The organism is Streptomyces sp. NPDC030991 (genome assembly GCF_055571235.1).
The window spans coordinates 510367-535385 of sequence record NZ_JBVIFR010000001.1; the positions used below are offsets into that span (position 1 = coordinate 510367).

The following is a 25019-nucleotide window of genomic DNA, read 5'->3' on the forward strand; positions in this document are numbered from 1 at the left end:
GGCCCGGTCCGGTCCACCCGTGTGCGGTCGTCAGTGCACCGCCTGGCCCTTGCCCAGGGCGATCACCCCGCCCTTCGAGACCGTGTAGAGCTCCGCGTCCCGGCCCGGGTTGACGCCGATCGTCGCCCCGGCGGGGACCTCCACGTTCTTGTCGAGCACGGCGCCGCGCACCACCGCTCCCCTGCCGATATGCACGTTGTCGTGCAGGACCGAGCCCTGGACGACGGCGCCGTCGGCGATCGTCACCCCCGGCGAGAGGACGGAACCGGTGACCTGGCCGCGGATCACACAGCCCGGGCCGACGATCGACTCGCTCGCGATGCCGGCCGCGCAGAACCTCGCGGGCGGCAGCTGGCCGGAGTGCGTGTAGATGGGCCAGCGCCGGTTGTCCAGGTTGAACATCGGCTCGTCCGAGACGAGGTCCATGTGGGCCTCGTAGTACGAGTCGAGGGTGCCGACGTCGCGCCAGTAGCCGTGGTCCCTGTCGGTCTCGCCCGGGACCCGGTTCTCGTCGAAGTCGTAGACCTGGGCGACGCCGCGCTCGGTCAGCAGCGGCAGGATCGAACCGCCCATGTCGTGCGCCGAGTCCTCGTCCTCCGCGTCCTGCTGCAACGCGTCGACGAGGGTCTTGGTCGTGAAGAGGTAGTTGCCCATCGAGGCGAACACCTGGTTCGGGGTGCCGGGCAGCGCCGGCGGGTCCGTCGGCTTCTCCAGGAACGCCTCGACGCGGGTGCTGTCCCGGGCCGGCGTGATGATGCCGAAGGACGGGGCCTGCGCGCGCGGCACCCGGATGCCCGCGACGGTGACGCCCGCGCCGGACTGGATGTGCTGCTCCAGCATCTGCCGCGGGTCCATCCGGTACACGTGGTCGGCGCCGAACACCGCGATGAAGTCGGGCTGTTCGTCGTGGACGAGGTTGAGGGACTGCAGGATCGCGTCGGCGCTGCCCGAGTACCAGCGGGGGCCGAGGCGCTGCTGGGCCGGGACGGGCGTGACGTAGTTGCCGAGCAGGCTCGACATCCGCCACGTCGTCGTGACGTGCCGGTCCAGGGAGTGCGACTTGTACTGCGTCAGCACGCAGATCCGCAGGATGTCGCCGTTCACCAGGTTCGACAGGACGAAGTCGACCAGGCGGTAGGTGCCGCCGAAGGTCACCGCGGGCTTCGCCCGGTCCGCGGTCAGCGGCATCAGCCGCTTCCCCTCTCCTCCCGCCAGTACGATCCCGAGCACCGAAGGCCCACCGCGCATGCCGCCACCCGCCCCCTCCATGATCCGACGCCCTAGGCGCCGTCGAGGATCTCCCCGTACACCTGAGCCGTACGCCGCGCCACCGCGGCCCAGCCGAACTCCGCCACCGCCCGCTCCCGGCCGGCCTCCCCCATGCGGCGCGCCGCCCCGGGGTCACCGACCACCTCGTTCACGGCGCGCGCGAGACCCGCCTCGAACGCCGCCGGGTCCGCCTCCGCGTACGGGACGAGCAGCCCGCTCTCGCCGTCCGCGACCACCTCGGGGATGCCGCCGACCCGGGAGGCGACGACCGCGGTGGAGCAGGCCATCGCCTCCAGGTTGACGATGCCGAGCGGCTCGTACACGGACGGGCACACGAACACCGAGGCGTGCGTGAGGAGTTGGACGACTTCCGCGCGCGGCAGCATGGACGGGATCCAGCACACGCCGTCGCGGAGCTTTCGCAACTCCTCGACCAGCTCGCGGAACTCGCGTCCGATCTCCGGGGTGTCCGGCGCGCCGGCGCAGAGCACGAGCTGTACCCCCGGCGCGAACTCCCGTGCCGCGCGCAGCAGATGGGGCACGCCCTTCTGGCGCGTGATGCGGCCGACGAAGATGACGTACGGGCGCCGCGGGTCGACGCCGTGGCGCTCCAGCACGTCCGTGCCGGGGTCGGCGTGGTACAGCGACACGTCGATGCCGTTGTGCACGACGCGGACGCGGTCGGGCTCCAGCGCCGGGTAGCAGGTGAGGATGTCGTCGCGCATCGCGCGGGACACGGCGATCACACCGTCGGCCGCCTCGATCGCGGTGCGTTCCGCCCAGGAAGACAGAGCGTAACCACCGCCGAGCTGTTCGGCCTTCCACGGGCGCAGCGGCTCCAGGGAGTGCGCGGTCATCACGTGCGGGATACCGAGGTGGAGGGCGGCGAGGTGGCCCGCGAGGGCGGTGTACCAGGTGTGGGAGTGGACGAGGTCGCGCCCTTCGAGCGCGGCGGCCATGGACAGATCCACGGAGAGGGTGCGCAGCGCCTCATTGGCCCCGTCGAGCACCGGCCACGCGCGGTGGCGGCGTACCCCGTCGGCCGTGCCCTCGCCCCAGGTGTGGACGTCGAGATCGACGAGCGGGCGCAACTCCCTTGCCAGGAACTCGACATGGACCCCGGCGCCGCCGTAGACGTCCGGCGGGTACTCCCGGCTGAGCAGTCCCACTCGCACGCGCGGCCCCCGTATTCGCTCGTCCCCACTCGCTCAGGTCGGTCGTGCTCGCTTCGCGTCTCATGGTCACTCATGGACGCCCCGGGCGGAAGAGTGCCGACGGTACGAGGCACGTCCGCCCCGGCGGACACCCGCCCTGGGGATGACTCGGGACGCGGCGTACTCCATCGGTAGTAGGACCCAATGCCTGCTCAGGTCGGACGACAGAAACGCGTGCGCGAGAGATCGTGGAGAGTATGGAAACCGACCGCGCGCCGCGCCGCACCGCTGGGGGCACGAGATGAGTGCTCTGGCGTTCTCCGTGTTGCTCTCCCTGGTCTCGGCGGTCGCCTACGCGGGCGGGGCGATCGTGCAGGAGCGGGTCGCCCAGACCTCGCCCGAATCGGCGTACGCGCCGCTGCGCAGGCCCGCCTGGTGGGGCGCCGGGTGTCTGAACGGTCTGGGGGCGCTGCTGCACGTGGTCGCCCTCGCGTACGGTCCGCTGAGCCTGGTGCAGCCGCTGGGCGCCCTGACGATCGTGCTGGCGCTGCCGATGGCGGCGCTGTTCGTGCGGCGCCGGGCCGGGGCCACCGCCTGGCGCGGGGCGATCATGGCGACGGTCGGGCTCGCGGGGCTGCTCGCGCTGACCGGCTCGGCCTCGGAGGACTCGCTGGACGGGGCGGAGCGCCTGCTGGTCGGTCTGATCACGGCCGGCGGCGTCCTGGTACTGATGATGTCGGCGCGGGCCGCGCACCGGCATCCCGTGGTGCGCGCGGTGCTGCTCGCGGTGGCCGCGGGCAGCGCGTTCGGTATGGCGTCGGTCTTCACGAAGTCGGTGGCCGTCGACTGGTCGGGGCGGCCCCTGGAGCAGCTCAGCACGTTGCTGGCGATCGCGGCGCTGGCCACGACGGGCATGATGCTGTCGCAGGCGTCCTACCGGGGCGCGGGTCTGGCGGCGCCGCTGGCGACGGCGACCGTGGTGAACCCGGTGGTGGCGGCGGCCGTCGGCATCACCCTGTTCGGCGAGACGTTCCGGCACGGCACCATCGGCACGGTCCTGGCGCTCGGCTGCGGTGTGGTGGCCGCGGGCGGCCTGATCCTGCTGACGACCGAGCGCATCGGCCGCGACCGCACCGCCCAGGTGATCGCCCAGCACACGCCGGGCGCCCCGGAGACCCCGAGCGCGCCGGGCGGCTCCACCCTGGCGGAGAACCCGACCGTGCCGGACAGCCCGGCCGGGCTGGAGAGCATGCCGCACCAGCCGAAGCCGTCCCGCGGCGGGTCGGCCGTGTGGAACGGTGGTTCCCGGAACGTCAGATCCTGACTCCGTGGGCCCGCAGGTAGGCGAGCGGGTCGACATCACTGCCGAAGCCGGGCCCGGTCCGCACCTCGAAGTGCAGATGCGGGCCCGTGCTGTTGCCGGTGGACCCGGAGCGGGCGATGCGCTGGCCCTCCACCACGCGCTGTCCGCTCTTCACGGAGAGCGCCGACAGGTGTCCGTACTGGCTGTAGCGGCCGTCGGCGTGGCGGATCACCACTTCGTAGCCGTACGCGCCGCCCCAGCCGGCCGAGACGACCTGGCCCGCGGCGACGGCCTTGACGGAGGTGCCGGTGGGCACGGCGAAGTCCACCCCGGTGTGGTAGCCCTTCGACCAGGAGGATCCGGCCGCGTGGTACGGGGTGCCGAGGGAGGCGTCGACGGGTGCGACGGCGCCGCGCGAGGCGGTCCCGGCGGTCGTGGCCTTCTTCGGCTGAGTCTTCTTCGGCTCGGCCTTCTTCGGCTGTGCCTTGTGGGGCTGGGTCTTGTGGGGCTGTGCCTTGTGGGGCTGCGGGGCCTTGGGTGCGGCGGTCTTCGTGGCCGCTCCCGGCATCGAGAGCCGCTGTCCCGGGATGATCAGGTCCGGGTCGGCGCCGATCGCCCGGCGATTGGCCGAGTACAGCCGCTCCCAGCCGCCGGGCACCTTGCGGGCGTCCGCGATGCCGGAGAGCGTGTCGCCGCCGATGACCGTGTACATGTCGGCGCGGGACCCGGCCGACTGCGGGGTCGTCTCGGGCTTCACGTCCTGCACCGTGCGGACCGGGGCGGGCCGCTCGGCGGTGCGGGTCAGGCCGGCCCGCTGCGAGCAGACCGGCCAGGCGCTCGGCCCCTGCGCCTTCAGCACCTTCTCCGCGACCGCGATCTGCTGGTCCTTGGCGGCCAGGTCGGCGCGGGGCGCGTAGGCCGTGCCGCCGTACGCCGCCCAGGTGGAGCCGGTGAACTGGAGGCCGCCGTAGTAGCCGTTGCCGGTGTTGACGGTCCAGCTGCCGCCCGACTCGCACGCGGCGACCTTGTTCCACGTCTGCACGTCCGCGGCCTGGGCCGTCCCCGCGCCGATGAGCGGGATCGCCATGCCGGCGCCACCGATGGTCACGGTGAGCGACGCCCGGTTGACCCGGCTCGGCTGGTACCGGCGATGCCGGCCGCGTAACGCCATGGGAAGCCCCCTCGGTAACCTGACAGGCACAGTAGGAGCCGCAAATTAGCGGCTCCCCCACAGCGCTGACAAGAGTGCCGTGCGCCACCCTGGCTGCTTTCAGCCCCTCAAGTGGCCGGGAATCCAGCGCAGTTGTACGGCCTGCTGGAAGGCTCCGCCGCCCTCGTGGTCGTTGAAGGCGTACACCTCCATGGAGCGCTCGGCGCCCGCCCAGTGGTTGTACGCCGCGAACACCGTCGACGGCGGGCAGGTCAGGTCCTCCAAGGCGGCCGAGAAGAGGCCGGGCGCGGTGGCGCGGGCCGCGAAGTTCATGCCGTCGAAGTAGGAGAGCGTCCGGAAGACCCGCTCGTCCTCCCCGATGTGCGCCTTCAGGTAGAGCGCGATCTCCCGGTACGGGTGACGCTCGGTGAGCGTGGCCGCGCGGCCGAAGTGGCACAGGAACGGCACGTCGGCCGCGGCCGCCTTCAGGTCCGGCACGAGACCGGCCACGGCGATCGTGATGCCGCCGCCCTGGCTGCCGCCGGTCACAGCGGTGCGGGAGGCGTCGATCAGCGGGTGCGAGCGGGCCGCTTCGACGGCGCGCACCGCGTCCGTGTAGACGCGCCGGTAGTAGTACTCCTGCGGGTCCTGGACACCCCGCGTCATGAAACCGGGGGCCGCGGGTCCGCTGCCGACGGGGTCCGGGGTGTCGCCGACACTGCCGCCGCTGCCCTGGCCGCGGGTGTCCATCACGAAGTGCGCGAACCCGGCCGCGGCCCACCTGAGGTGGGTGTGCGGCAGGCCCCGGCCGCCGCCGTAGCCGATGTACTCGACGACGGCCGGTATCGGCTCCCTGGTGCCCGCGGGGAGGATCAGCCAGCCCTTCACGGGATGCCCGCCGAAGCCCGCGTACGTAACGTCGAAGACGTCCACCGCGGTGAACGGGACGTCGACCGGCTCGAAACGCGCGTCGAGGTCGTGTTCCCTGGCTTCGGCCAGGGTCTTCTCCCAGAAGGCGTCGAAGTCGTCGAAGGCCGTCAACGCGGGCTTGTACGCACGCAGTTCGTCGAGCGGCAGATCGAAATGAGGCACGCGCGGCTCCAGCATCGTAGAGAGTTCGGACGAGGGCTCATGGGGGGCGGAGGCCAACGCTACGCCCAGCCACGCGCCAACTGAACAGAAACTTTCAATTTCCCAATCCAGGAGCGACAGGCATGAGCACTACAGCCCAGATCGGTGTCAGCGGGCTCGCTGTCATGGGGCGCAACCTCGCCCGCAACTTCGCGCGGAACGGATACACGGTCGCCCTGCACAACCGCACGGCGTCCCGGACGCACCAGCTGGTGGAGGAGTTCGGCGAGGAGGGCATCTTCGTCCCGACCGAGACCGCCGAGGACTTCGTGGCCGCCCTGGAACGGCCGCGCCGGCTCGTGATCATGGTGAAGGCGGGCGACCCGACGGACGCGGTGATCAAGGAGTTCGCGCCGCTCCTCGAACCCGGTGACATGATCATCGACGGCGGCAACGCGCACTTCGCCGACAGCCGGCGCCGCGAGAGGGAGCTGCGCGAACAGGGCATCCACTTCGTCGGCACCGGCGTCTCCGGCGGCGAGGAGGGCGCACTGCACGGGCCGAGCATCATGCCCGGCGGCAGCGTCGAATCGTACGCATCGCTCGGCCCGATGCTGGAGAAGATCTCCGCGAAGGCGAAGGACGGCACCCCGTGCGTGACGCACCTCGGCCCGGACGGCGCGGGTCACTTCGTCAAGATGGTGCACAACGGCATCGAGTACGCCGACATGCAGCTCATCGGCGAGGCCTACCAGCTGCTGCGGGATGTCGCCGGGTACTCCCCCGCGCAGATCGCGGACGTCTTCCGCACCTGGAACACGGGCCGCCTCGACTCCTACCTCATCGAGATCACGGCGGAGGTTCTCTCCCACGAGGACGCCGTCACCGGCAAGCCGTTCGTGGACGTCGTCCAGGACCAGGCCGAGCAGAAGGGCACCGGTCGCTGGACGGTGCAGATCGCGCTGGACCTGGGTGTCCCGGTCTCCGGCATCGCGGAGGCGGTGTTCGCGCGCTCCCTGTCCGGCCACGCCGAACTGCGCGCCGCCGCACAGGGGTTGGCGGGACCGACAGCCACCAGGCTGAGCGGGTCGGAGGCCGCGGCCTTCGCCGACAAGGTCGAGCAGGCCCTGTACGCCTCGAAGATCGTCTCCTACACGCAGGGCTTCCACGAGCTCGCCGCGGGCAGCGAGGAGTACGACTGGAACATCGATCTCGGCGCGGTGGCCCGCATCTGGCGCGGCGGCTGCATCATCCGGGCGGCGTTCCTCGACCGGATCACCGCCGCGTACGAGGCCGAGCCGAACCTGGTCTCGCTCCTGTCGGACAAGAGCTTCGCAGACGAGATCGCGGCGGCGCAGGACGACTGGCGTGCCGTCCTCGTCGCCGCGACCACGCAGGGTGTGCCCACGCCTGGCTTCGCCGCCGCGCTCGCGTACTACGACGCGCTGCGCGCCGAGCGCCTGCCGGCCGCGCTCACGCAGGGCCAGCGGGACTTCTTCGGCGCGCACACGTACCGCAGGGTCGACCGGGAAGGCTCGTTCCACACGCTGTGGGGCGGCGACCGCTCGGAGACCGACGCGTAGCGCCCGGCGTCAGCGGGTCCGCGTCACACGGGTGACGGTTCGGGCTCCGGCGGCGTCGGGTCGGGCTCCGGCCCCGGTCCCGGCGGCGCCGGGGCCGGCGGGGGCTGCGGCACGGGCCCGGGCTTCGGCGTCGGGAAGGGGTCCGGCAACGGCGCCGGGTCCGGGACGTCGGGCCCGGGGCCCGGGACCGGGGTGGGGCTCGGCGGGACGGGATCGGGGAACGGCTGGGTCATCGCACTGCCTCCAGGGGTTCGGAGGAAAGGTCCTGTCCACTGTCTCCCGGCCCGCCTGCCCACGCCCGCCGAGCTCACGCGTCCGGCGGACCCGGATCAGCCGTCCGTACGGGTCAGGCGCACCACGGGGATGTCCCGGCTGGTCTTCTTCTGGTACTCCGCGTACGCCGGGAACAGCTCGACCAGGGAGTCCCAGACCCGGGCCTTCTCCTCGTGCGGCAGGGTCTCGGCGCGTGCGGTGAACCGCTCGGTGCCCACGCGCAGCCGCACCTCCGGGTCCGCCTGCAGGTTCAGGTACCACAGCGGGTGCGCGTCGGCGCCGCCGTACGAGGCCACGATCAGGTAGTCGTCGCCGTCCCGGCCGTAGATCAGGACGGTGCGCCGCCACTGCCCCGACTTGCGCCCCTTGTAGTCGAGCAGCAGGCAGGGAACGCCCTGGAGGGTGGTGCCCTTGGTGCCGCCGGACTCCTCGTAGGTGCGGGCCTGCTTCGCGACCCATCCGGTGGGGCTGATGGCGACGTCGCTGTCATGGTCGGTCATGTCGGCTCCTCTCGCTCGGTTCACTCGGTGCTGCCGGGCGTCAATTCTGCCCGCCCGGGGCCTTCTTGGTGGACGCGCAGCGCGCGGCGGCGGCGTCGAGGCCGGGTCGCGGGCTGGAAAGCACCGGTAGCGAGGTGCGAGCGCGATCCGCGGCGTCGGCCATGGATGCCTGCGCCAGGACGACGGCGTCGGCGCCGGTGACGGAGTCGACGGCGGCCGCGACCCGGTCGAGGTAGCCGTCCCGGTCACCGGCCAGGAACCGCTCCCAGGCCCCCTCGACGAACACGGTGCGCACGGCCACGTCCCGCCCGGCGCGCCCGGCCTCCTCCTCGACGAGGGCGACGGTCGGCGCGAAAGTGCTGTGCACCGTGGCGACGACGGTGACCCGCGACCCGGCGGCGACGGCCCGCGCGGCCATCGGACGGTCCACGCGCAGCACCGGCACGCCGAGCGCGGGCGCCAGCTCCTCGGCGACGGCGCCGATGCTGGAGCAGGTGCACAGCACGGCGTCCGCGCCGTCCCGCTCCGCCGCCTCCAGGAGCGTACGCACGTCGTCGGCGACGGAGCCGGGGCCGCTCTCACCGGCCCGCACCAGCAGGTCCTCCCGCACGGTGTGGCGCAGCGTGAGGCCGGGGTGGCCGGCGTCGCGCAGGCCGTCGAAGACGGGGATGTGCGCCGGTGAGGTGTGCAGGAGCGAGAGGATCATGCCTGGCAGCCTAGGGCTGTCCTGAGCCGTTCCGACCGTTCCGGGGTGCGGGGTTCACCACTTCCGCGGGTCGGCGGCGAGCGCCTGTGCGGCGGCGTCGAGGAGGTCGCGGGGCGCGGCGGGGGCCTCGCCGGGGTGCCGCTCGGCCCAGTGGGCGACGAACGAGCAGAGCGGGGCGACGGCGACCGTCTCGCGGGCCGCCATCGCGTACAGCTCGCGCGCGAGCGACCCGGCGATGCCCTTGCCCTCGTGCGCCGGCTCCACGACGGTGTGCGCCGCCACGAGAGCGCTCTGCGGCTCGTCGAGCACGAAGTACTGGATGCGGCCGACGATCTCACCGTCGCCGCCGCCCTCGCGGGCCGTCAGGAGGCCCCGGTCGCGGTCGTCGTGGATCTCGATGTCGCTCATGGGGCACTCCCGTGTGGCTGGGGCGAGGGGGCGGGCGGCGGGTCAGGCGGACACGGCTTGCGGGCTCCGCTCGGTGTCGCTGCCGGGGACCGGTGCGGAGGGGTCCGCGCCGAGTGCCACGATCGCGTTGTCCCGGTCCACGTGCACGACCCTGGGCCGCAGCGACCGCGCCTCGGCGTTGTCGACCTGGGCGTAGCTGATGATGATCACGAGATCACCCGGGTGCACGAGGTGGGCGGCCGCCCCGTTGATCCCGATGACACCCGAGCCGCGCTCGCCCTCGATGACGTAGGTCTCCAGGCGGGCGCCGTTGTCGATGTCGACGATGTGCACGAGCTCGCCGGGCAGCAGGTCGGCGGCGTCGAGCAGGTCCGCGTCGATGGTGACCGAGCCGACGTAGTGCAGGTCGGCCTGGGTGACGATGGCTCGGTGGATCTTGGACTTGAACATCGTACGCAGCATGGGGGTACTCCCAAAAGTAGGCTCCCTGCCTGCGTTTTTGCAGGTCAAGGGCTGTTTCCATACCCTATAACGAGTCGCGTGTCCGCGGAATCCCACCGTGACGACGACCCAAGCCTACGCAGCAGCCCCTGGAGGAGGTCCGTGATCACCGTCACGCCGACGGTCCGGGCCGCGGTCCGGAGCGAAGGGGCTCGACCGGAAGAGGCCGTCGAAACGGCGGTCTCCATGAGGGGTAAGCGGAGCGTGACCCGCCGAGCGCCACAGGTAACTCTCCGTAGCGAGAACCAGGCCAGTCCCCCTCTGTCCCCGAGAGATCACACGGACAACGGATCAAGCTGTCCCGCTCCACAGGTACCGTCAGGGTATGAGTCATCCGCACCCCGAACTTAAAGCCGCCCCTCCCCTTCCTGAAGGAGGGCTGCGCGTCACCGCCCTGGGCGGCCTGGGTGAGATCGGCCGCAACATGACCGTCTTCGAGCACGCCGGCAAGCTGCTCGTCGTCGACTGCGGTGTGCTGTTCCCCGAAGAGACCCAGCCCGGCGTGGACGTGATCCTGCCGGACTTCACCTCGATCCGGGACCGGCTGGACGACATCGTGGCTGTCGTTCTCACCCATGGCCACGAGGACCACATCGGCGGCGTGCCGTACCTGCTGCGCGAGCGGCGCGACATCCCCGTCGTCGGCTCCAAGCTGACCCTGGCGTTCCTGGAGGCCAAACTCAAGGAACACGGCATCCGGCCGCGCACGGTGCGCGTGCGGGAGGGAGACCGGCGGCGCTTCGGCCCCTTCGACTGCGAGTTCGTGGCGGTCAACCACTCCATCCCGGACAGCCTCGCGGTCGCGATCCGGACCAGCGCCGGCATGGTGCTGCACACCGGCGACTTCAAGATGGACCAGTTCCCCCTCGACGACCGCATCACCGACCTGCGCGCCTTCGCCCGCCTCGGCGAGGAGGGTGTGGACCTGTTCCTCACCGACTCCACCAACGCCGAGGTACCCGGCTTCACCACCTCGGAGCGGGAGCTGAACCCGGCGATCGAGCAGGTGATGCGTACCGCGCCGCGCCGCGTCATCGTCTCCAGTTTCGCCAGCCATGTGCACCGCATCCAGCAGGTACTGGACGCCGCCCACCAGCACGGCCGCAAGGTCGCCTTCGTCGGCCGGTCGATGGTCCGCAACATGGGCATCGCCCGTGACCTGGGCTATCTGAAGGTGCCGTCCGGTCTGATCGTGAACACCAAGGAGCTGGAGAAGCTCCCGGACCACAAGATCACTCTGGTGTGCACCGGGTCCCAGGGCGAGCCGATGGCCGCGCTGTCGCGGATGGCCAACCGCGACCACGTCATCCGCATCGGCAAGGGCGACACCGTCCTGCTCGCCAGCTCCCTGATCCCCGGCAACGAGAACGCGATCTACCGGGTGATCAACGGACTCACCCGGTGGGGCGCGCACGTCGTCCACAAGGGCAACGCCAAGGTGCACGTCTCCGGGCACGCCAGCGCCGGCGAACTCGTCTACTGCTACAACATCGTCAAGCCCCGCAACGTCATGCCCGTGCACGGCGAATGGCGCCATCTGCGGGCCAACGGCGACCTCGCCATCCGCACCGGCGTCGACCCCGATCGGGTCGTCATCGCCGAGGACGGCGTCGTCGTCGACCTCGTCGACGGGCGCACGTCCATCACCGGCAAGGTCCCCGCGGGCAACGTCTACGTGGACGGCATGGAAGTCGGCGGGGCCACCGAGGCGTCCCTCAAGGACCGCCTCACCCTCGCGGAGGAGGGCGTGGTCACGGTGGTGGCGATCGTCGACGCGGACACCGGCGCCCTCGCCGAGGCACCCGACTTCCTGGCCCGGGGCTTCGTCCACGACGACGCCACCTTCGAGCCGGTCGTCCCGGTCATCGAGAAGACCCTGGCCGCGGCGGCCGAGGAAGGCGTCGGGGACGCCCGCCAGCTCGAACAGCTCGTCGCCCGCGCGGTGGCGAACTGGGCCTTCCGCACCCACCGCCGCAAGCCGCTCATCATCCCGGTCATCATCGACGCCTGAGCCGGGCCCGGCAGCCCGGCCCGCGGTCCCGGTCTCGCCGGGGCCGCGGGCCGGGCACGGGAGTCGGGGGTCACCGGAGTCGGCGGTCACCCACCTGTACGCCGACACCGGCGACGCGCCACCGGGCCCGGCCGGGGCGGCCCTCCACCTCATCGACCGGCACCGGCAAGCGGTCACCGGGCGGGAACCTGCGCTCGGCCGGGTGGAAACCGTCCAAGGGTGCCGTGGGTGCCATACCATCTGGCCAGCTCCGGGCTTTCGCGGGTCCTCGCGCCGCCGGGACCGAAACCCCGAGTACCAGCGAGCGGCAAGGAGCCACGGTGACCGTATACGAGCCTGGAGACGGCGGTCCGGCCCGTGGTACTCCCGGGGCCGGACACGGCCGGGACAAGGGGATGACCTTGGCGGGGACGCTCGCGGCGGCGGAGACGGCGGCGCCCGTGGAGTCGCTCGACGTCGTCGCGCGCATGCTCAAGGAGCACCTCGGGGCGCATTCGGTGTCGTTCCTGATCACCGACTTCACCGGCGGCTCGGTCGTACGGCTGGGGGCGGCGGGCAGCGTCGACACCGACGAACCCGCCCGGCGCATCGCGCTGCGCGGCACCCTGTACGACGACGTGATCCGGACCCAGCGCCCGAGCATGGAGGACACGGGCGAGGGCACGCTGGTGCGGGTCGTCGCCCCCGTGACCAACCGCGGGGACGCCATAGGGCTCCTCGAACTGTTCCTGCCCGCGGCGCCGGACGCGGAGGTGATGCGGGAGATCGGCGAGACCGCGCACGCCCTGGCCTACATCGTCATCGCGAACCGGTCCTACACCGACGTGTACCAGTGGGGCCGCCGTACCGTCCCGCTGAGCCTGGCCGCGGAGATCCAGCACCGGCTGCTGCCGTCGTCGCTGGCGTGCGAGGCCGCGCAGTTCGCGGTGGCCGGGGCGCTGGAGCCGGCTGACCACGTCGGGGGCGACACCTTCGACTACGTGATCGACCGGGACACGGTCCAGCTCTCCGTCACCGACGCCATGGGGCACGATGTCGACGCCGCGCTGCTGGCCACCCTCCTGGTGGGCGCGCTGCGCCGGGCCCGGCGGGCCGGCGCGGACCTGGCCGAACAGGCGCGCCAGGCCGACCAGGCCATGCGCGAGCACGGCCGCCACGGCTACGTCACCGGTCAGCTTCTGCGGATCAGCCTGATCGACGGCAAGACCGAGTTCATCAATGCAGGGCACCCCTGGCCCCTGCGGATGCGGGACGGACAGGTACAGGAGATCGCTCCGGAGATCGATATGCCGTTCGGCTTCACCGCCCCTCACGACTACCGGGTCCAGTCACTGGACCTGCGCCCGGGTGACCGGCTGGTGATGCTGACCGACGGCATGCTGGAGCGCAACGCGGGCAGTCTCGATCTGGCCGATCTGATCGTGCTCACCCGCGATCTGCATCCCCGCGAGGCGGCCCGCACCCTCATCGCGGCGATCGTCGACGCCAACCACGGTCACCTGCAGGACGACGCGACGGTCATGTGCCTGGACTGGCAGGGCGTCGGCCACTCCCGGCGTGATGCCGACACCGGTGCCGACCTCGCCGACGCGTCCGCCCCGTCCCGGACAGCGGGGCGGCACGCGTCACCGCACCCTCAGTAGGCGGCCAGGCAGATGGCGAGGTAGTGCGCGGCGAAGGCGGCCACGGTCAGGGCGTGGAAGACCTCGTGGTACCCGAACCACCGGGGTGAGGGGTCGGGCCGCCGCAGGCCGTAGACGACCGCGCCCGCGCTGTAGAGGACGCCGCCGACCACGATCAGGACGACGACGGCCGCTCCGCCGGCGTGCAGGAAGTCGGGCAGGTAGCTCACCGGCGCCCACCCCAGGGCCAGATAGCACGGGGTGTACAGCCAGCGCGGAGCTCCGACCCACAGGACCCGGAACGCGATGCCGGCCGATGCTCCGATCCATACGATCCACAGCAGCACGGACCGCTGTTCCGGCCGGAGGAGGAGCACGGCCAGGGGGGTGCAGGTGCCGGCGATGATCAGGAAGATGTTGGCGTGGTCGAGTCGCCGTAGCAGAGCCTCGCCCACCGGTCCCCAGGTGCCGCGATGGTAGATGGCGCTCGTCGCGAACAGCAGCAAGGCGGTGACCGAGTACACGGCACAGGCCAGGACCGCTTGCGGAGTACGGGCCAGGCAGATGATGACGATGCCCGCGATCAGTGCGGCGGGGACCATTCCGGCGTGGAGCCAGCCCCGCAGTTTCGGCTTGATCGGTTCGGCCAGGTCGGCCGCCCGCTCCACCAGTGCGGAGACCGAGTGCGCCGTCTCCCCTGCGTGTTCGCCTTGCGATCCGTCAGGCGACCCGTCCGCACGGCGCTCTCCACGCCCTGAGGCGACGTGACCGTATTCGGCTTCCGCGGCATCACGGGACACAGCTTCTCGTTCTCCCTCGGGCGACTGGGCGTCTTCGACAGCAATGCGGTGCTGCGGCCATGCTAAAAGACCCGCTCCGGCTGCCTTCATGGGAGGTCGGCCCGGGGCTCCAGGACCCCCGTCGCCGGGCTCGGGGCCGCCTTGCCGCCGCGCGGGCTCCAGCCCCGTCGGCCTCCCGCCGATCGGGGTCGCCGAAGCCGAGTAGAACGGCCGGCCCTGGGAAAGATCAGAGCTTCCGAACGGGCAATCTCCGCTCGCCTACGCGCAAGGATCGCCGATGCTCCCTGAGGTCCGCCCCCACGTATCCGCCGCCCTCACAGACCAGTTGGAAGACCAGCTGGACCTGGCTCCGCACCTCGAGGCCGGAAAGCTCGATGTGGAGGGCGTCGCCGGCATCGCGGTCGTCGCGGCCGCCCACTCCGACGGCTATGCGGCCACCGGCCATCTCCTCGGGCTGCTGGCCGCGCTGCCTGCCCCCACCAAGGCGGGAGAACGCTTCTGGTCGGACCTGTGGAGGTCGTCGGGAACCGCGTACCTGCTACCCGTCAACATGAAGGCTCAGGTGCTGCGTTCTCTTGGAGGAGAGGGAAGCGCCCTGGCCAGGCAGATCCTCTCGGCCGTCGATGAGATGACGTCGTCCCAGCGCGTGGCGGCCGGGGAGGTGATCGGTCAAGCCCTCGCCGCGTCCGACCACTTGCCTGATCTCAAGACGCAGGTCATCGGAGAGTTGTGGCTCCGCGATCTCGAACTCACCGCCTGGCGCGTTCTGCACGCGGATCGCAGAGGGGACGATCCGGAGGGACGGCAAGCGTTCCTCGCCGCCTGGACGGGCGCCTGAGCGACCACTGCTCCAGACCGCGCGAGCAGAGGCGCGGCGTGCGGCGCCCGTCGCCGCTCGACAGAGCAGGGCCGCGCGGCGAGAGCTGCGCGGCCCTGATCCTGTGCCCGCACGGGGCGACGCTCACCGGACGCGGTGTGCGCGCTCCCCCCGGGCGAGCCTGCGAGCCTCAGGCCAGGTTTATGTTCTCGGCCTGCGGGCCCTTCTGGCCCTGGGTGACGTCGAACGTCACGGCCTGGCCCTCCTGGAGCTCACGAAAGCCCGTGGAGTTGATCGCGGAGTAGTGCGCGAAGACATCCGGGCCGCCGCCGTCCTGGGCGATGAAACCGAAGCCCTTCTCCGCGTTGAACCACTTCACAGTTCCCGTTGCCATGTCTGACGCCTTCCAGTCGATGAACGCCTCCCACTCCATGCGGAAGGCAGCGGTGATCGCCCTGGTTCCTGCGGCACAACACAGCAAAACGCCCACACCAGCGGCGTGGGCAAGAGGGAGTTCCGAACCAAGACAGCTGACGCAGACGCTACACGTCCGCACGTCGCGTCACCATAGGGAACGATCACTCCGCACGGCAGATCAGGTGTGCGCGGTGCCCGTCGAGAGGGACGGGCACGCTCGTCTCACGCTGCCGCGGTCGACTTCGCCGATTCGGTGGCGCGGCGGTATTCGGCGTTGAGGCGCTGGGCCTCCTCGAGTTGGTCCTCGAGGATGATGATGCGGCAGGCGGCCTCGATGGGGGTGCCCTGGTCGACGAGTTCCCGGGCGCGGGCGGCGATGCGCAGTTGGTAGCGGGAGTAGCGGCGGTGTCCGCCCGCGGAGCGCAGCGGGGTGATGAGGCGGGCTTCGCCGATGGCGCGCAGGAAGCCTTGTGTGGTGCCGAGCATCTCGGCGGCCCGGCCCATGGTGTAGGCGGGGTAGTCGTCGTCATCGAGACGGCCGAACGTGTCGTCTGCGGTCATCGCACCTCTCTGCGGAACATGTGGAGGGGCCCTGGCGCCGTACTGGCACCAGGGCCCCGAAGGAACTACTACACCATCTGCCGGCCCTGATACTGCACCGGCCGTCTGTTTCCGCGGACCCGACCGAGACGCTGTCGGGGGCGCGGGGATCGCGGTTGCTCGACCGGAGACCACCTCACTATCGATGTCCTGCGGTACCCGGGCTCAGCTCACTCGGCCCGGGCGATCCTGATGGCGCTCGGCTCCTCCGTTCTTCCCTCTTGGTCAACTACTCACTGACGGAGACTACGAACTGCTGGTATTGCGAACTGCTGATACCGCGAACTACAGGTACTGCGAACTACTGGTGGCCTTGATAGCGCCACTCTTCGGCAGCCAGCCCCGTCGCCCGTCCTGCGTCTGCCCTGGCTTGGAACCCCACTGCCGAACCTCTCGGAGCGCGCGCCCGCAGCCGACGCCTTCACCGAGGTACTGCCACTGCGGTACTGCTCATGGCGGCCCCTGATCACTGCGGGCCACCCGGTCCGGTCGTCAGCCCCGTCGCCGTCCTGCGACCACTCTGGCTTCGGAACTCCACCACCGCACCGTCATGCCAACTGCAACTGCGTACTGCTGCCCCGCAGTTCTTGTCTGCCGGGCCTTGCTCGATCTCGGCTACAGGAAAAACCATAGCTACACCGCCGCCGCATGTCTACTCCCGCTGGCATAGATTTCCGCGCTCTCGAAGATGAGGTAGTCGGGAGCAGGCCGCACAGCAGTGTGGGCCCCACCGGTGTACCGGTGGGGCCCACACTGCTGCTCAGGTGTCGATTCGTGCGTGTTTACCCGGTCGGACCGCCGCCCCTGGTGAGCTGGCGACGGGCCGGCTTCCTGACCACGAAGTTCTAGGCCACCGCGCCGAGGCCGGACTGGCGTACGGGGGCGCGCCTGGCCGCCGAGGCGGGGCGGCGCCGGCCTCGCGAGGAGGTGCGCTTGGGACGCTCGACCACCGGTGCGGTGATGACGACCGGGATGCCGGACGGGGTCTGCGCTCCGGTGATACGGCTCAGAGCCTCGTCGCCCGAGCGGACCTGGGTCGTCTGCGGACGGATTCCGGCGTCCGACATGAGGCGGGTCATGCTGCGGCGCTGGTTCGGGGTGACCAGCGTGACGACACTGCCCGACTCGCCGGCGCGGGCGGTACGGCCGCCGCGGTGGAGGTAGTCCTTGTGGTCGGTCGGCGGGTCCACGTTGACGACCAGGTCGAGGTTGTCGACGTGGATGCCGCGGGCGGCGACGTTCGTGGCGACGAGCACGGTGACGTGCCCCGTCTTGAACTGCGCCAGCGTGCGGGTGCGCTGGGGCTGCGACTTCCCACCGTGCAGCGCCGCGGCCCGCACCCCGCTGTTGAGCAGGTCCTGGGTCAGCCGGTCGACAGCGTGCTTGGTGTCCAGGAACATGATCACGCGCCCCTCGCGGGCGGCGATCTCGGTCGTGGCGGCGTGCTTGTCGGCGCCGTGGACGTGCAGGACGTGGTGCTCCATCGTGGTGACGGCACCGGCCGACGGGTCGACGGAATGCACGACGGGGTCGGTCAGGTAGCGGCGCACCAGCAGGTCGACATTGCGGTCCAGAGTGGCGGAGAACAGCATCCGCTGTCCCTCCGGGCGCACTTGGTCGAGGAGCGCGGTGACCTGGGGCATGAAGCCCATGTCGGCCATCTGGTCGGCCTCGTCGAGGACCGTGATGCCTACGTGGTTCAGCCGGCAGTCGCCGCGGTCGATGAGGTCCTTGAGCCGGCCCGGGGTCGCGACGACGATCTCGGCCCCGCCGCGCAGCGCGCTGGCCTGCCTGCCGATCGACATGCCGCCCACGACCGTGGCCAGCCGCAGCCGCAGGGAGCGGGCGTACGGGGTGAGCGCGTCGGTGACCTGCTGGGCGAGCTCGCGGGTGGGGACGAGGATCAGGCCGAGGGGCTGGCGGGGCTCGGCGCGCTGTCCGGCGGTGCGGGCGAGCAGGGCGAGGCCGAAGGCGAGCGTCTTGCCGGAGCCGGTGCGACCGCGGCCGAGCACATCGCGGCCCGCGAGGGAGTTCGGCAGCGTCGCTCCCTGGATCGGGAAGGGTGCGGTGACGCCCTGGCGGCCGAGTTCGGCCAAGAGCTGCTCGGGCATGTCGAGTTCGGCGAAGCCCTCGACGGCGGGCAGCGCGGGGGTGATCGTCCTGGGCAGTGCGAACTCACCTTGCACCGCGGCGGGCCGACGGCCGTAACCGCCGGAGCGGACGGGACCGCCGGTACGGCGCGGAGCCTGCGAGCCGTAGCCGCTGCCGCCCCTTCCGGCGTCGGCACGGCCGTCGCGGCTGCGGGCGGGGCGGTCGCTCGTGTACGTGCGGTTCATGCGGAACCTTCCTCGATGCGGCGCATATCAAGGAATTCCCGCTGCGATGAATGGCACGGAGAATCACAAGTATGGACCGGTGGCAAAAGAAAGCAGATCTGGCCGTCCGGAATCCCGGGGGGCGCAGGTGCTGGAAATGGTGACGCGATGGGGACCTTGCGATCCGGGCGTCGGCTGCGGGGCAGCGCTTCAGATGCGTCTGCGCCCCGAGGGAGGAACCGCTCTCAGCAGTACCGCGGATTCCTCCGGGCGTCCCGCGGGCGAAAACCGCCGCGGAATACGCACGCAGCTGGGGCCCGCACCCCGGAAGGATGCGGGCCCCAGCTACAGATGGTGCGTGAGCGTCAGGCGGGAACGATGTTCTCGGCCGTCGGGCCCTTCTGGCCCTGCGCGATGTCGAAGGTGACCTTCTGACCCTCGAGCAGCTCACGGAAGCCCTGCGCGGCAATGTTCGAGTAGTGGGCGAACACGTCCGCGCCGCCACCGTCCTGCTCGATGAAGCCGAAGCCCTTTTCAGCGTTGAACCACTTCACGGTACCAGCAGCCATGTCATATCTCCTTCGGGGCAGTGCATAGGCGTCCGCACCGTGCGAACGCCATGTTGTCGCGATGATTACCCCGCCCGGAAATGACCGGAAATACAAAAGTGCTCCCGACCGGCAGAAAGCTGGTGGGGGCACTTGAAGTCTTGGGAACCACAACTGCAACTGAGATCGACAGTAGCACGCTGGAACGGTCCATGTGCGTCGGACAATTCCATTCCGCCCGTCGCGGCAAAAACTCGTGCTGCGTGGTCCGTAGAACTCTGACCTCTCCGGCACAGATATTGATTCATAGGGAGGGCAGCGTCTCCTGAGGAGACGCCGACAGCGTGTCCCGTGTCCGGAGCGTCCCCCGGGTTTTTTCCTGGTCCCCGCCGAGCAGGCACAAGTAGGTTGTCCTGCCACGTATCCCTGCTCGACGACACCGGGAGCTCCGCCGTGAGCTGCCCGGACCTTATCCATCGAAGGAGCCCGCTGTGCCCGACCAGCCGATGCTCGTCCTCGACCCCTCAAGCGCCGACCACCATGCCGAGGACCGGGCCTTACGCGAACGGGGCCCGGCCACGATGGTGGACATGCTGGGGGTGCGTGCCTGGTCCGTCTCCGATCCGGCGCTGCTCAAGGAACTCCTGACCAGCAAGCGGGTGTCCAAGGACGCCCGTGCCCACTGGCCGGACTTCGCCGACACGGTCTCGACCTGGCCGCTGGCGCTGTGGGTGGCGGTCGAGAACATGTTCACCGCCTACGGCAGCGACCACAGCCGCCTGCGCCGCATGATCGCCCCCGCCCTCTCCGCGCGGCGTACCACCGCGCTCAAGGCCGACATCGACGCGCTCGTCTCGGGCCTCCTCGACGACCTCGACGCGCTGCCCGCCGGCGAAGTGACCGATCTGCGCGAACAGTTGGCCTACCCGTTGCCGATCGCCGTCATCGGGCAGGTGATGGGCATGCCCGCCGAGCAGCGCGGGCAATTCCGTGACCTGGTGGACCGCGTCTTCGCCACCAACCTGTCCGCCGACGAGGCGACGGCGAACACGGCCGCGCTGTACCAGGTTCTCGCCGAGTTGATCGAGGCCAAGCGGGCCGAGCCCGGCGAGGACATGACCTCCCTGCTGATCGCCACCCGCGACGAGGAGGGCGACGGCCGCGCGCTGAGCGACGCCGAACTGCGCGACACCCTGTTGCTGATGATCAGCGCCGGCTACGAGACGACCGTCAACGTCATCGACCAGGCCATCACCACACTGCTGTCCGACCCGGAGCAACTGGCCCACGTCCGCGCCGGGCGCTGCACCTGGCAGGACGTCGTGGAGGAGACCCTGCGCCACGAGCCCGCCGTCAAGCACCTGCCCCTGCGCTACGCGGTCGAGGACATCCCCCTGCCCTCGGGCCGCACGATCAGGGCCGGGGAAGCGATCCTCGCCTCCTACGGCGCCGCCAACCGCCACCCGGACTGGCACGACGACGCCGACCGCTTCGACGCCACCCGCGTCAACAAGGAGCATCTGGCGTTCGGGCACGGCGTCCATTTCTGCCTCGGCGCCCCGCTCGCCCGGCTCGAACTCGTCAGCGTCCTGTCCCAGTTCTTCGAGCGCTTCCCCGACGCCCGGCTCGCCACGGCCCGCGAAGAACTGACGCCCCTGCCCAGCCTGATCAGCAACGGGCACACCAGCGTGCCCGTGCGCCTGCGTCCGGCGGCCGTCTGACCGCCGTTATGCGTCGGCCGGGACGGCGCTGTCGTGCGGCTCGGCCGCGACGACGAGAACACCGTCGGCTCCTTGCGGCATCGAGGCGCGGCGGATCAACGCCTCCCAGGAAGGGGGCCAGAAGGTGGTGGCGTCCCAGATCACCCCTTGCAGCGGCACCCCTTCCAGATCGGTGTCGCGCAGGTCCGCCCCGATGAAGTCGCTGCCGGCGGCCTCGACCTCGGCCCGCGCGCGGGCCAGGGCGACGGCCGCGCGGCGGGCGTGCTCCAGGTCGTCGGCGAGGTCCTGGGCGACCAGGCTCAGTCCGCTGTCCTCTCCGGGGGCATCGGTGAGCAGGAGAGGCGCCAGTTCGTCCTCGAACATCTGCTGGGCGCTGTGGACGAGGCAGAACAGCTCGGCCGCCGGCGCCGCCAGGAGCCGCTCCACGGAACGGAGGTAGCCGGGGGCGCGCCACCGTGCGGCCGGGGAGCGGGGGTCCGGCAGCCGCAGGACTTCGTCGAGCCGGCTCGCCACCTGCTCGACGGCGTCCTGACCCACGACGAAGGCAAGCCCCTCCTCCCAGGTCCTCGTCAACTGCTCCAGCGCGCCCAGCGCGGCGAGCAGGGCGGCGTCCAGGTCGCTGGGCCAGTACCAGGCGATCAGGCGCCGGGTCTCGTCACGGTGCCGCAGCCGGAGTGCGGCGGGGCGGCGCTTCAGGTTCCGCTCGTTGTGGGCGTGGGGGTGTCCGGTGCCGCCGCCGTCGGGGCCCGGCTTGTGCTGCTCCAGGCGGATCGCCACCGCGGTCTCGGTCTCGCGGTGCGCGGAGGCGAGCAGCCGGTCCAGCGCCAGGTCGGGATCGTGCAGGTCGGGGATGCCGCCGGTCGCCGTCAGCCGGTCCTGCACGGCAGTGCCCAGATGCTCGTTGACGGCGGTCAGCAGATCGTTCAGGACGTGATCGGCGGTGGCGGACAGGTGCGGGTTCACGCTCATTGCACTCCCCTCGGCATGTCGTGGTGCGGCGCCTTTTCCAGACCCAGCGCGGCCTTGAGGGCGGTCCTGGCACGGCTGAGGTTCTGGCGTACGGCGCTCTGTGTGGTGCCCATGGCCAGGGCGCTCTCCTCGGCGGTGAACCCGTCGAGGTACCAGGCCATGGCCGCCCGCTGTTTGGCGGACAGTGACAACAGCAGGGCGATGATGCGCCGTTGCTCCTCGCCGATCTCCGCCGCCTGCGCGGGGGTGTGCCATTGCAGGTTCACGACAGGTTCGGGCAGCTCGGCGCAGGTTTCCTCCAGTCGCACCTGCTGGCGCACCCATGACCGCCACGCGACCGTGCGCAGCCACGCCTTGGGGTGGGTCACCGAGACGCCGGGCGCGCACATCTGGGTGAAGGCGTCCTGGGCGGCGTCCTGGGCCTCGGTCCACGAGGCGCCGTTCAGCAGGAGGAAGCGGACGAGCGCCGGGTACTGGGCGTGATGGAGCGCTTCGGCCAGTTCCCTGCCCGGGGTGGGGACGGCGGTCTCCTCCTGCCGCTCCGCCACACTGACTTCACTGCTCAAGGCGTCCTCCATCACCGCCACCTCCTGCCGCCGCCACGGTCACGGACCGGCCCTGGCTCTCGGCCCCGCGTCGGTCGGATGCGGAGGAACAGGCAGCACGCAGGCGCCGGGTCTGCCCCTCGTCAGCGATGCGCGCCAGTTCCACCCGTGCGGCGATACGACTGTGGGCGACTTTCACCATGCCGCTCACCACGCTGACGCAGACGGTCACAACCGCCCCAAGTACCACTGGATCCACTGCGTTGTCTCCCTGTCCGTTCCTTGCCGCACGGCGGCCCGATGGGCACCTGCACACACAACAGTGCGCAGGCGCAAGGGAGTTGTGACATTTGCCTGGTGAGAGTCGTGGGCCGGGAGTCAGTGCGGGGTCTCCGTCGAGCGGCCCAGGTACCAGACGGGGCCGGGGTCGGGCACGGCCAGGAGGCGGAACCCCAGCCGGTCGTAGAAGGCCCGGGCCGAGGTGTTCGCCCGGACCATGCACAGGTGCACGGCCGGAACGCCGTGCCGCCGCAGCGCCTCCAGAAGGGTCCGCATCAGGGCCCGGCCGTGCCCGCGGCCCTGCCACCCGGGCAGCAGATCGATGTGGAGATGGGCCGGGAACCCCGTCAGCTCCTGCCGGACCATGCGTTCCGGGGTGTGCAACAGCCCGAGCATCTCCTCCGTCGGCGTGCGGGGCTCACCCGTGACGGCCGGGTACCGCTCCGCGACGCGCGGCAGCCATTCGGTACGGAACCTCTTGACGAAGGTGAGGGTGTCCGGCGCGGCCAGGACGTAGCCGACCGCGTGGCCGTCTCCGTCGTCCAGGACGAAGGCGAACTCCGGGGCCAGTTCGACGTACGGGTAGGCGAAGATCGTCGGCATCAGCTCCGGGTCCGGATAGAGGGATGACGAGTCCTGGCCCTCGTGCGCCGTACGGACACAGATGTCGGCCAGGGCGACGCGGTCGGAGGGGCGGTAGGGGCGGACGAAGGGCCGCGTGGTCATGCCGGTTGTCATGCCGGTCACGATCCCAGCATGGGAGCGCTCCCGCAGCCCATTTCGCGCGCTTCGGCGCCCGGCGGGGGCGGTCAGCGGAGCAGTCGCGTCACGACATCGGAGAGCGCCTGGCCCAGCGGCAGACCTACGCGGTGGGCCGCCAGGGCGTCGCCGCGGCCGGGGCCCTGGTTGAGGATCAGTACGGGCGTACCGGCCTGCGCCGCCTGCCGTACGAAGCGCAGGCCGGACATGACCGTCAGCGAGGAGCCGAGCACCAGCAGCGACGCCGCCTCCCCCACGAGGCGGCGGCAGGTCGCGACCCGCTCCGCCGGAACGTTCTCCCCGAAGAAGACGACGTCCGGTTTGAGTACGCCGCCGCAGATCTCGCACGGCACGAGGTGGAACTCCCGGACCGCCTCGTCGGGGAGTTCCACATCGCCGTCGGGGTTGACCCGCGCCGCGGCCGCGTGCCGCTCCGCCGCGACCTCGAAGTCCGGGTTGGCCGCTCGCAGCCGCGTGTCGAGTGCGGCGCGCCCGCTCAGGTCGCCGCAGTCGAGGCAGATCACGCGGTGGAGGCTGCCGTGCAGCTCCACGACGTCGCGCAGCCCCGCCGCCTGCTGGAGCCCGTCGACGTTCTGCGTGATCACGCCGGTGACGAGACCCGCTTCGGCCAGCGCGGCCACGGCCCGGTGGCCGCTGTTGGGCAGCGCCCGGATCATGGCCCGCCACCCCACCTGGCTGCGCGCCCAGTAACGCCGCCGCGCCCAGGCGTCGCCGATGAACTCCTGGTACGTCATGGGGGTGTGCCGGCGCAGGGAGCCGTGCTCCCCGCGGTAGTCAGGGATGCCCGACTCGGTGGAGAGCCCCGCGCCGCTCAGCACGAGGACGCCGCCCGCCCGCACGGCATCGACCACCGGTGCGAGGTCGGTCGAGGCCGGGGGCAGACCGGCGACGGGTTCCCAGGTCAGCGTGGGGCGCATGCGCATACCTGCCAGCTTACGCAGCGAACGGGCGGACCCGGAGAGGCGCCGGACCCCAGGCCCCGGTAGCCCGGCGGAGAGTATCCGGGGCCGGTGCACGTGATCGCCGCGCGACCGGGTAACGGTGAACACTGGAGACAGACGTAGGGCACACGGTCCACTCGGCACGGGAGGTCATCCATGATCGCGGCAGAGAACATCCGGGACTGGCGCGGGCACGATGTGGTGGATCCGGACGGCCACAAGATCGGCTCTCTGGAATCCATCTACGTCGACACTGTCTCCGACGCCCCGTTCTTCTGCACCATCACCGTGGGCCTGCCGACCAGGCGCCGCCTGGTCTTCGCTCCTCTGATGGGGGCCGCGGTGGGACCGGCCTATCTGAAGATCCACTTCTCCAAGGACCTGGTGAAGGACGCCCCGTCCATCGACACCGACGGTGAGCTCGCCGCCGACCAGGAGTGGGCCGTCTTCGACCACTACAAGCTGCCCTTCGAACCCGGGGCGCGAGGGGAGCGCAGACTCGCGCGCCGCTGACGGCCCGGCCGCGCCGTCCGCCACGGCTACGTCGACCGGCGTAGGCCCCTGGTCCCCGATACCAGGGTTTTCACCGTGGCCCCGACAACGCCGCGGGTCCATTGTGGAGACACGGAAGCGCACGGGGGCTTTCGACCACGGGGGAACCAACGGGGGGTCTCACGGGGGACACGGGGGACGGGGGTGCCCGAGCCGGGCACCCCCGCTGTTCTGTGTCGGGGGC

At 71.1% G+C, this 25019-nt stretch carries 24 protein-coding genes; 7 read left to right on the forward strand and 17 right to left on the reverse strand.

The genetic code is table 11. The features are described 5' to 3' along the window. Positions 1-30: 30 nt before the first annotated feature. Entirely contained in the window at positions 31-1248 is a 1218-nt protein-coding gene (gene glgC, locus ACZ45E_RS02450; protein ID WP_468215477.1) for a glucose-1-phosphate adenylyltransferase, read from the reverse strand. A gap of 32 nt (positions 1249-1280) precedes the next feature. Beyond that, positions 1281-2438, reverse strand: coding sequence for a glycogen synthase (gene glgA / locus ACZ45E_RS02455; protein ID WP_468216025.1), 1158 nt, complete (start codon positions 2436-2438; stop codon positions 1281-1283). A 286-nt stretch (positions 2439-2724) separates the two neighbouring features. On the opposite strand from glgA, the gene ACZ45E_RS02460 reads away from it, so the two are divergent. Then, a complete protein-coding gene (locus ACZ45E_RS02460) occupies positions 2725-3747 on the forward strand; it encodes a DMT family transporter (RefSeq protein WP_468215479.1) in 1023 nt (340 codons plus the stop codon). Here ACZ45E_RS02460 and ACZ45E_RS02465 read toward each other — a convergent pair. Continuing rightward, positions 3737-4897: a transglycosylase family protein gene (locus tag ACZ45E_RS02465; RefSeq protein WP_468215481.1), complete on the reverse strand. Its 1161-nt coding sequence runs from the start codon at positions 4895-4897 to the stop codon at positions 3737-3739. The two genes, ACZ45E_RS02460 and ACZ45E_RS02465, sit on opposite strands and share 11 nt — an antisense overlap. Positions 4898-4996: 99 nt before the next feature. After that, on the reverse strand, positions 4997-5968 hold the full coding sequence (locus tag ACZ45E_RS02470; RefSeq protein WP_468215484.1) for an acetylxylan esterase: 972 nt from the start codon (positions 5966-5968) through the stop codon (positions 4997-4999). Between the two features lie 122 nt (positions 5969-6090). Between ACZ45E_RS02470 and gndA the strand changes: the two genes are divergently transcribed. After that, positions 6091-7530, forward strand: a complete 1440-nt coding sequence (gene gndA, locus ACZ45E_RS02475; RefSeq protein ID WP_468215486.1) for an NADP-dependent phosphogluconate dehydrogenase — start codon at positions 6091-6093, stop codon at positions 7528-7530. Positions 7531-7859: 329 nt separating this feature from the next. On the opposite strand, the gene ACZ45E_RS02480 is transcribed toward gndA, so the two are convergent. Genes ACZ45E_RS02480 through panD form a run of 4 tightly spaced genes read right to left on the reverse strand, consistent with a single transcriptional unit; the run spans position 7860 to position 9879 of the window. Then, complete coding sequence (locus tag ACZ45E_RS02480; RefSeq protein WP_468215488.1) at positions 7860-8303, reverse strand: nitroreductase family deazaflavin-dependent oxidoreductase; 444 nt, start codon at positions 8301-8303, stop codon at positions 7860-7862. Between the two features lie 40 nt (positions 8304-8343). Continuing rightward, positions 8344-9009 (reverse strand): aspartate/glutamate racemase family protein, encoded by a 666-nt coding sequence (locus ACZ45E_RS02485; protein WP_468215490.1) that lies wholly within the window; start codon positions 9007-9009, stop codon positions 8344-8346. 54 nt (positions 9010-9063) lie between these two features. Continuing rightward, on the reverse strand, positions 9064-9417 hold the full coding sequence (locus tag ACZ45E_RS02490) for a GNAT family N-acetyltransferase (RefSeq protein WP_468215493.1): 354 nt from the start codon (positions 9415-9417) through the stop codon (positions 9064-9066). A gap of 42 nt (positions 9418-9459) precedes the next feature. Then, complete coding sequence (gene panD, locus ACZ45E_RS02495) at positions 9460-9879, reverse strand: aspartate 1-decarboxylase (protein WP_468215495.1); 420 nt, start codon at positions 9877-9879, stop codon at positions 9460-9462. Between the two features lie 364 nt (positions 9880-10243). On the opposite strand from panD, the gene ACZ45E_RS02500 reads away from it, so the two are divergent. Next, on the forward strand, positions 10244-11929 hold the full coding sequence (locus tag ACZ45E_RS02500) for a ribonuclease J (RefSeq protein ID WP_468215497.1): 1686 nt from the start codon (positions 10244-10246) through the stop codon (positions 11927-11929). Between the two features lie 395 nt (positions 11930-12324). Beyond that, on the forward strand, positions 12325-13572 hold the full coding sequence (locus ACZ45E_RS02505) for a PP2C family protein-serine/threonine phosphatase (protein WP_468216027.1): 1248 nt from the start codon (positions 12325-12327) through the stop codon (positions 13570-13572). Here the strand turns inward: ACZ45E_RS02505 and trhA are convergent. Then, on the reverse strand, positions 13566-14351 hold the full coding sequence (gene trhA, locus ACZ45E_RS02510; protein WP_468215500.1) for a PAQR family membrane homeostasis protein TrhA: 786 nt from the start codon (positions 14349-14351) through the stop codon (positions 13566-13568). The two genes, ACZ45E_RS02505 and trhA, sit on opposite strands and share 7 nt — an antisense overlap. A 277-nt stretch (positions 14352-14628) precedes the next feature. Between trhA and ACZ45E_RS02515 the strand changes: the two genes are divergently transcribed. Further along, the gene (locus ACZ45E_RS02515; RefSeq protein WP_468215503.1) at positions 14629-15189 is read left to right on the forward strand and encodes a hypothetical protein; all 561 of its coding nucleotides are present in this window, start codon (positions 14629-14631) and stop codon (positions 15187-15189) included. A gap of 169 nt (positions 15190-15358) precedes the next feature. On the opposite strand, the gene ACZ45E_RS02520 is transcribed toward ACZ45E_RS02515, so the two are convergent. The 4 genes from ACZ45E_RS02520 to ACZ45E_RS02535 all read right to left on the reverse strand — a co-directional run bounded on the left by ACZ45E_RS02520 (position 15359) and on the right by ACZ45E_RS02535 (position 19069). Then, the gene (locus tag ACZ45E_RS02520; RefSeq protein WP_030052720.1) at positions 15359-15562 is read right to left on the reverse strand and encodes a cold-shock protein; all 204 of its coding nucleotides are present in this window, start codon (positions 15560-15562) and stop codon (positions 15359-15361) included. 245 nt (positions 15563-15807) lie between these two features. Further along, positions 15808-16146 (reverse strand): MerR family transcriptional regulator, encoded by a 339-nt coding sequence (locus tag ACZ45E_RS02525; RefSeq protein WP_468215505.1) that lies wholly within the window; start codon positions 16144-16146, stop codon positions 15808-15810. An 884-nt stretch (positions 16147-17030) separates the two neighbouring features. Continuing rightward, a complete protein-coding gene (locus ACZ45E_RS02530) occupies positions 17031-18521 on the reverse strand; it encodes a DEAD/DEAH box helicase (RefSeq protein ID WP_468215508.1) in 1491 nt (496 codons plus the stop codon). A gap of 344 nt (positions 18522-18865) precedes the next feature. Then, positions 18866-19069, reverse strand: coding sequence for a cold-shock protein (locus ACZ45E_RS02535; RefSeq protein ID WP_023586116.1), 204 nt, complete (start codon positions 19067-19069; stop codon positions 18866-18868). Positions 19070-19539: 470 nt separating this feature from the next. Here ACZ45E_RS02535 and ACZ45E_RS02540 point away from each other — a divergent pair, with 470 nt between their 5' ends. After that, the gene (locus tag ACZ45E_RS02540) at positions 19540-20769 is read left to right on the forward strand and encodes a cytochrome P450 family protein (RefSeq protein WP_468215510.1); all 1230 of its coding nucleotides are present in this window, start codon (positions 19540-19542) and stop codon (positions 20767-20769) included. 6 nt (positions 20770-20775) lie between these two features. On the opposite strand, the gene ACZ45E_RS02545 is transcribed toward ACZ45E_RS02540, so the two are convergent. From ACZ45E_RS02545 to ACZ45E_RS02560, 4 genes are all read right to left on the reverse strand, one after another. Continuing rightward, positions 20776-21738 carry a hypothetical protein gene (locus ACZ45E_RS02545; RefSeq protein ID WP_468215513.1) on the reverse strand — a complete coding sequence of 321 codons (963 nt, stop codon included), beginning with the start codon at positions 21736-21738 and terminating at the stop codon, positions 20776-20778. Continuing rightward, positions 21735-22304: an RNA polymerase sigma factor gene (locus ACZ45E_RS02550; RefSeq protein WP_468215515.1), complete on the reverse strand. Its 570-nt coding sequence runs from the start codon at positions 22302-22304 to the stop codon at positions 21735-21737. The genes ACZ45E_RS02545 and ACZ45E_RS02550 overlap by 4 nt, the downstream gene beginning before the upstream one ends. A gap of 357 nt (positions 22305-22661) precedes the next feature. Continuing rightward, positions 22662-23288 carry a GNAT family N-acetyltransferase gene (locus ACZ45E_RS02555; RefSeq protein ID WP_468216029.1) on the reverse strand — a complete coding sequence of 209 codons (627 nt, stop codon included), beginning with the start codon at positions 23286-23288 and terminating at the stop codon, positions 22662-22664. 83 nt (positions 23289-23371) lie between these two features. Continuing rightward, complete coding sequence (locus tag ACZ45E_RS02560; protein WP_468215517.1) at positions 23372-24265, reverse strand: NAD-dependent protein deacetylase; 894 nt, start codon at positions 24263-24265, stop codon at positions 23372-23374. A 174-nt stretch (positions 24266-24439) separates the two neighbouring features. On the opposite strand from ACZ45E_RS02560, the gene ACZ45E_RS02565 reads away from it, so the two are divergent. Then, on the forward strand, positions 24440-24796 hold the full coding sequence (locus tag ACZ45E_RS02565) for a PRC-barrel domain containing protein (RefSeq protein ID WP_468215520.1): 357 nt from the start codon (positions 24440-24442) through the stop codon (positions 24794-24796). Positions 24797-25019 lie beyond the last annotated feature (223 nt).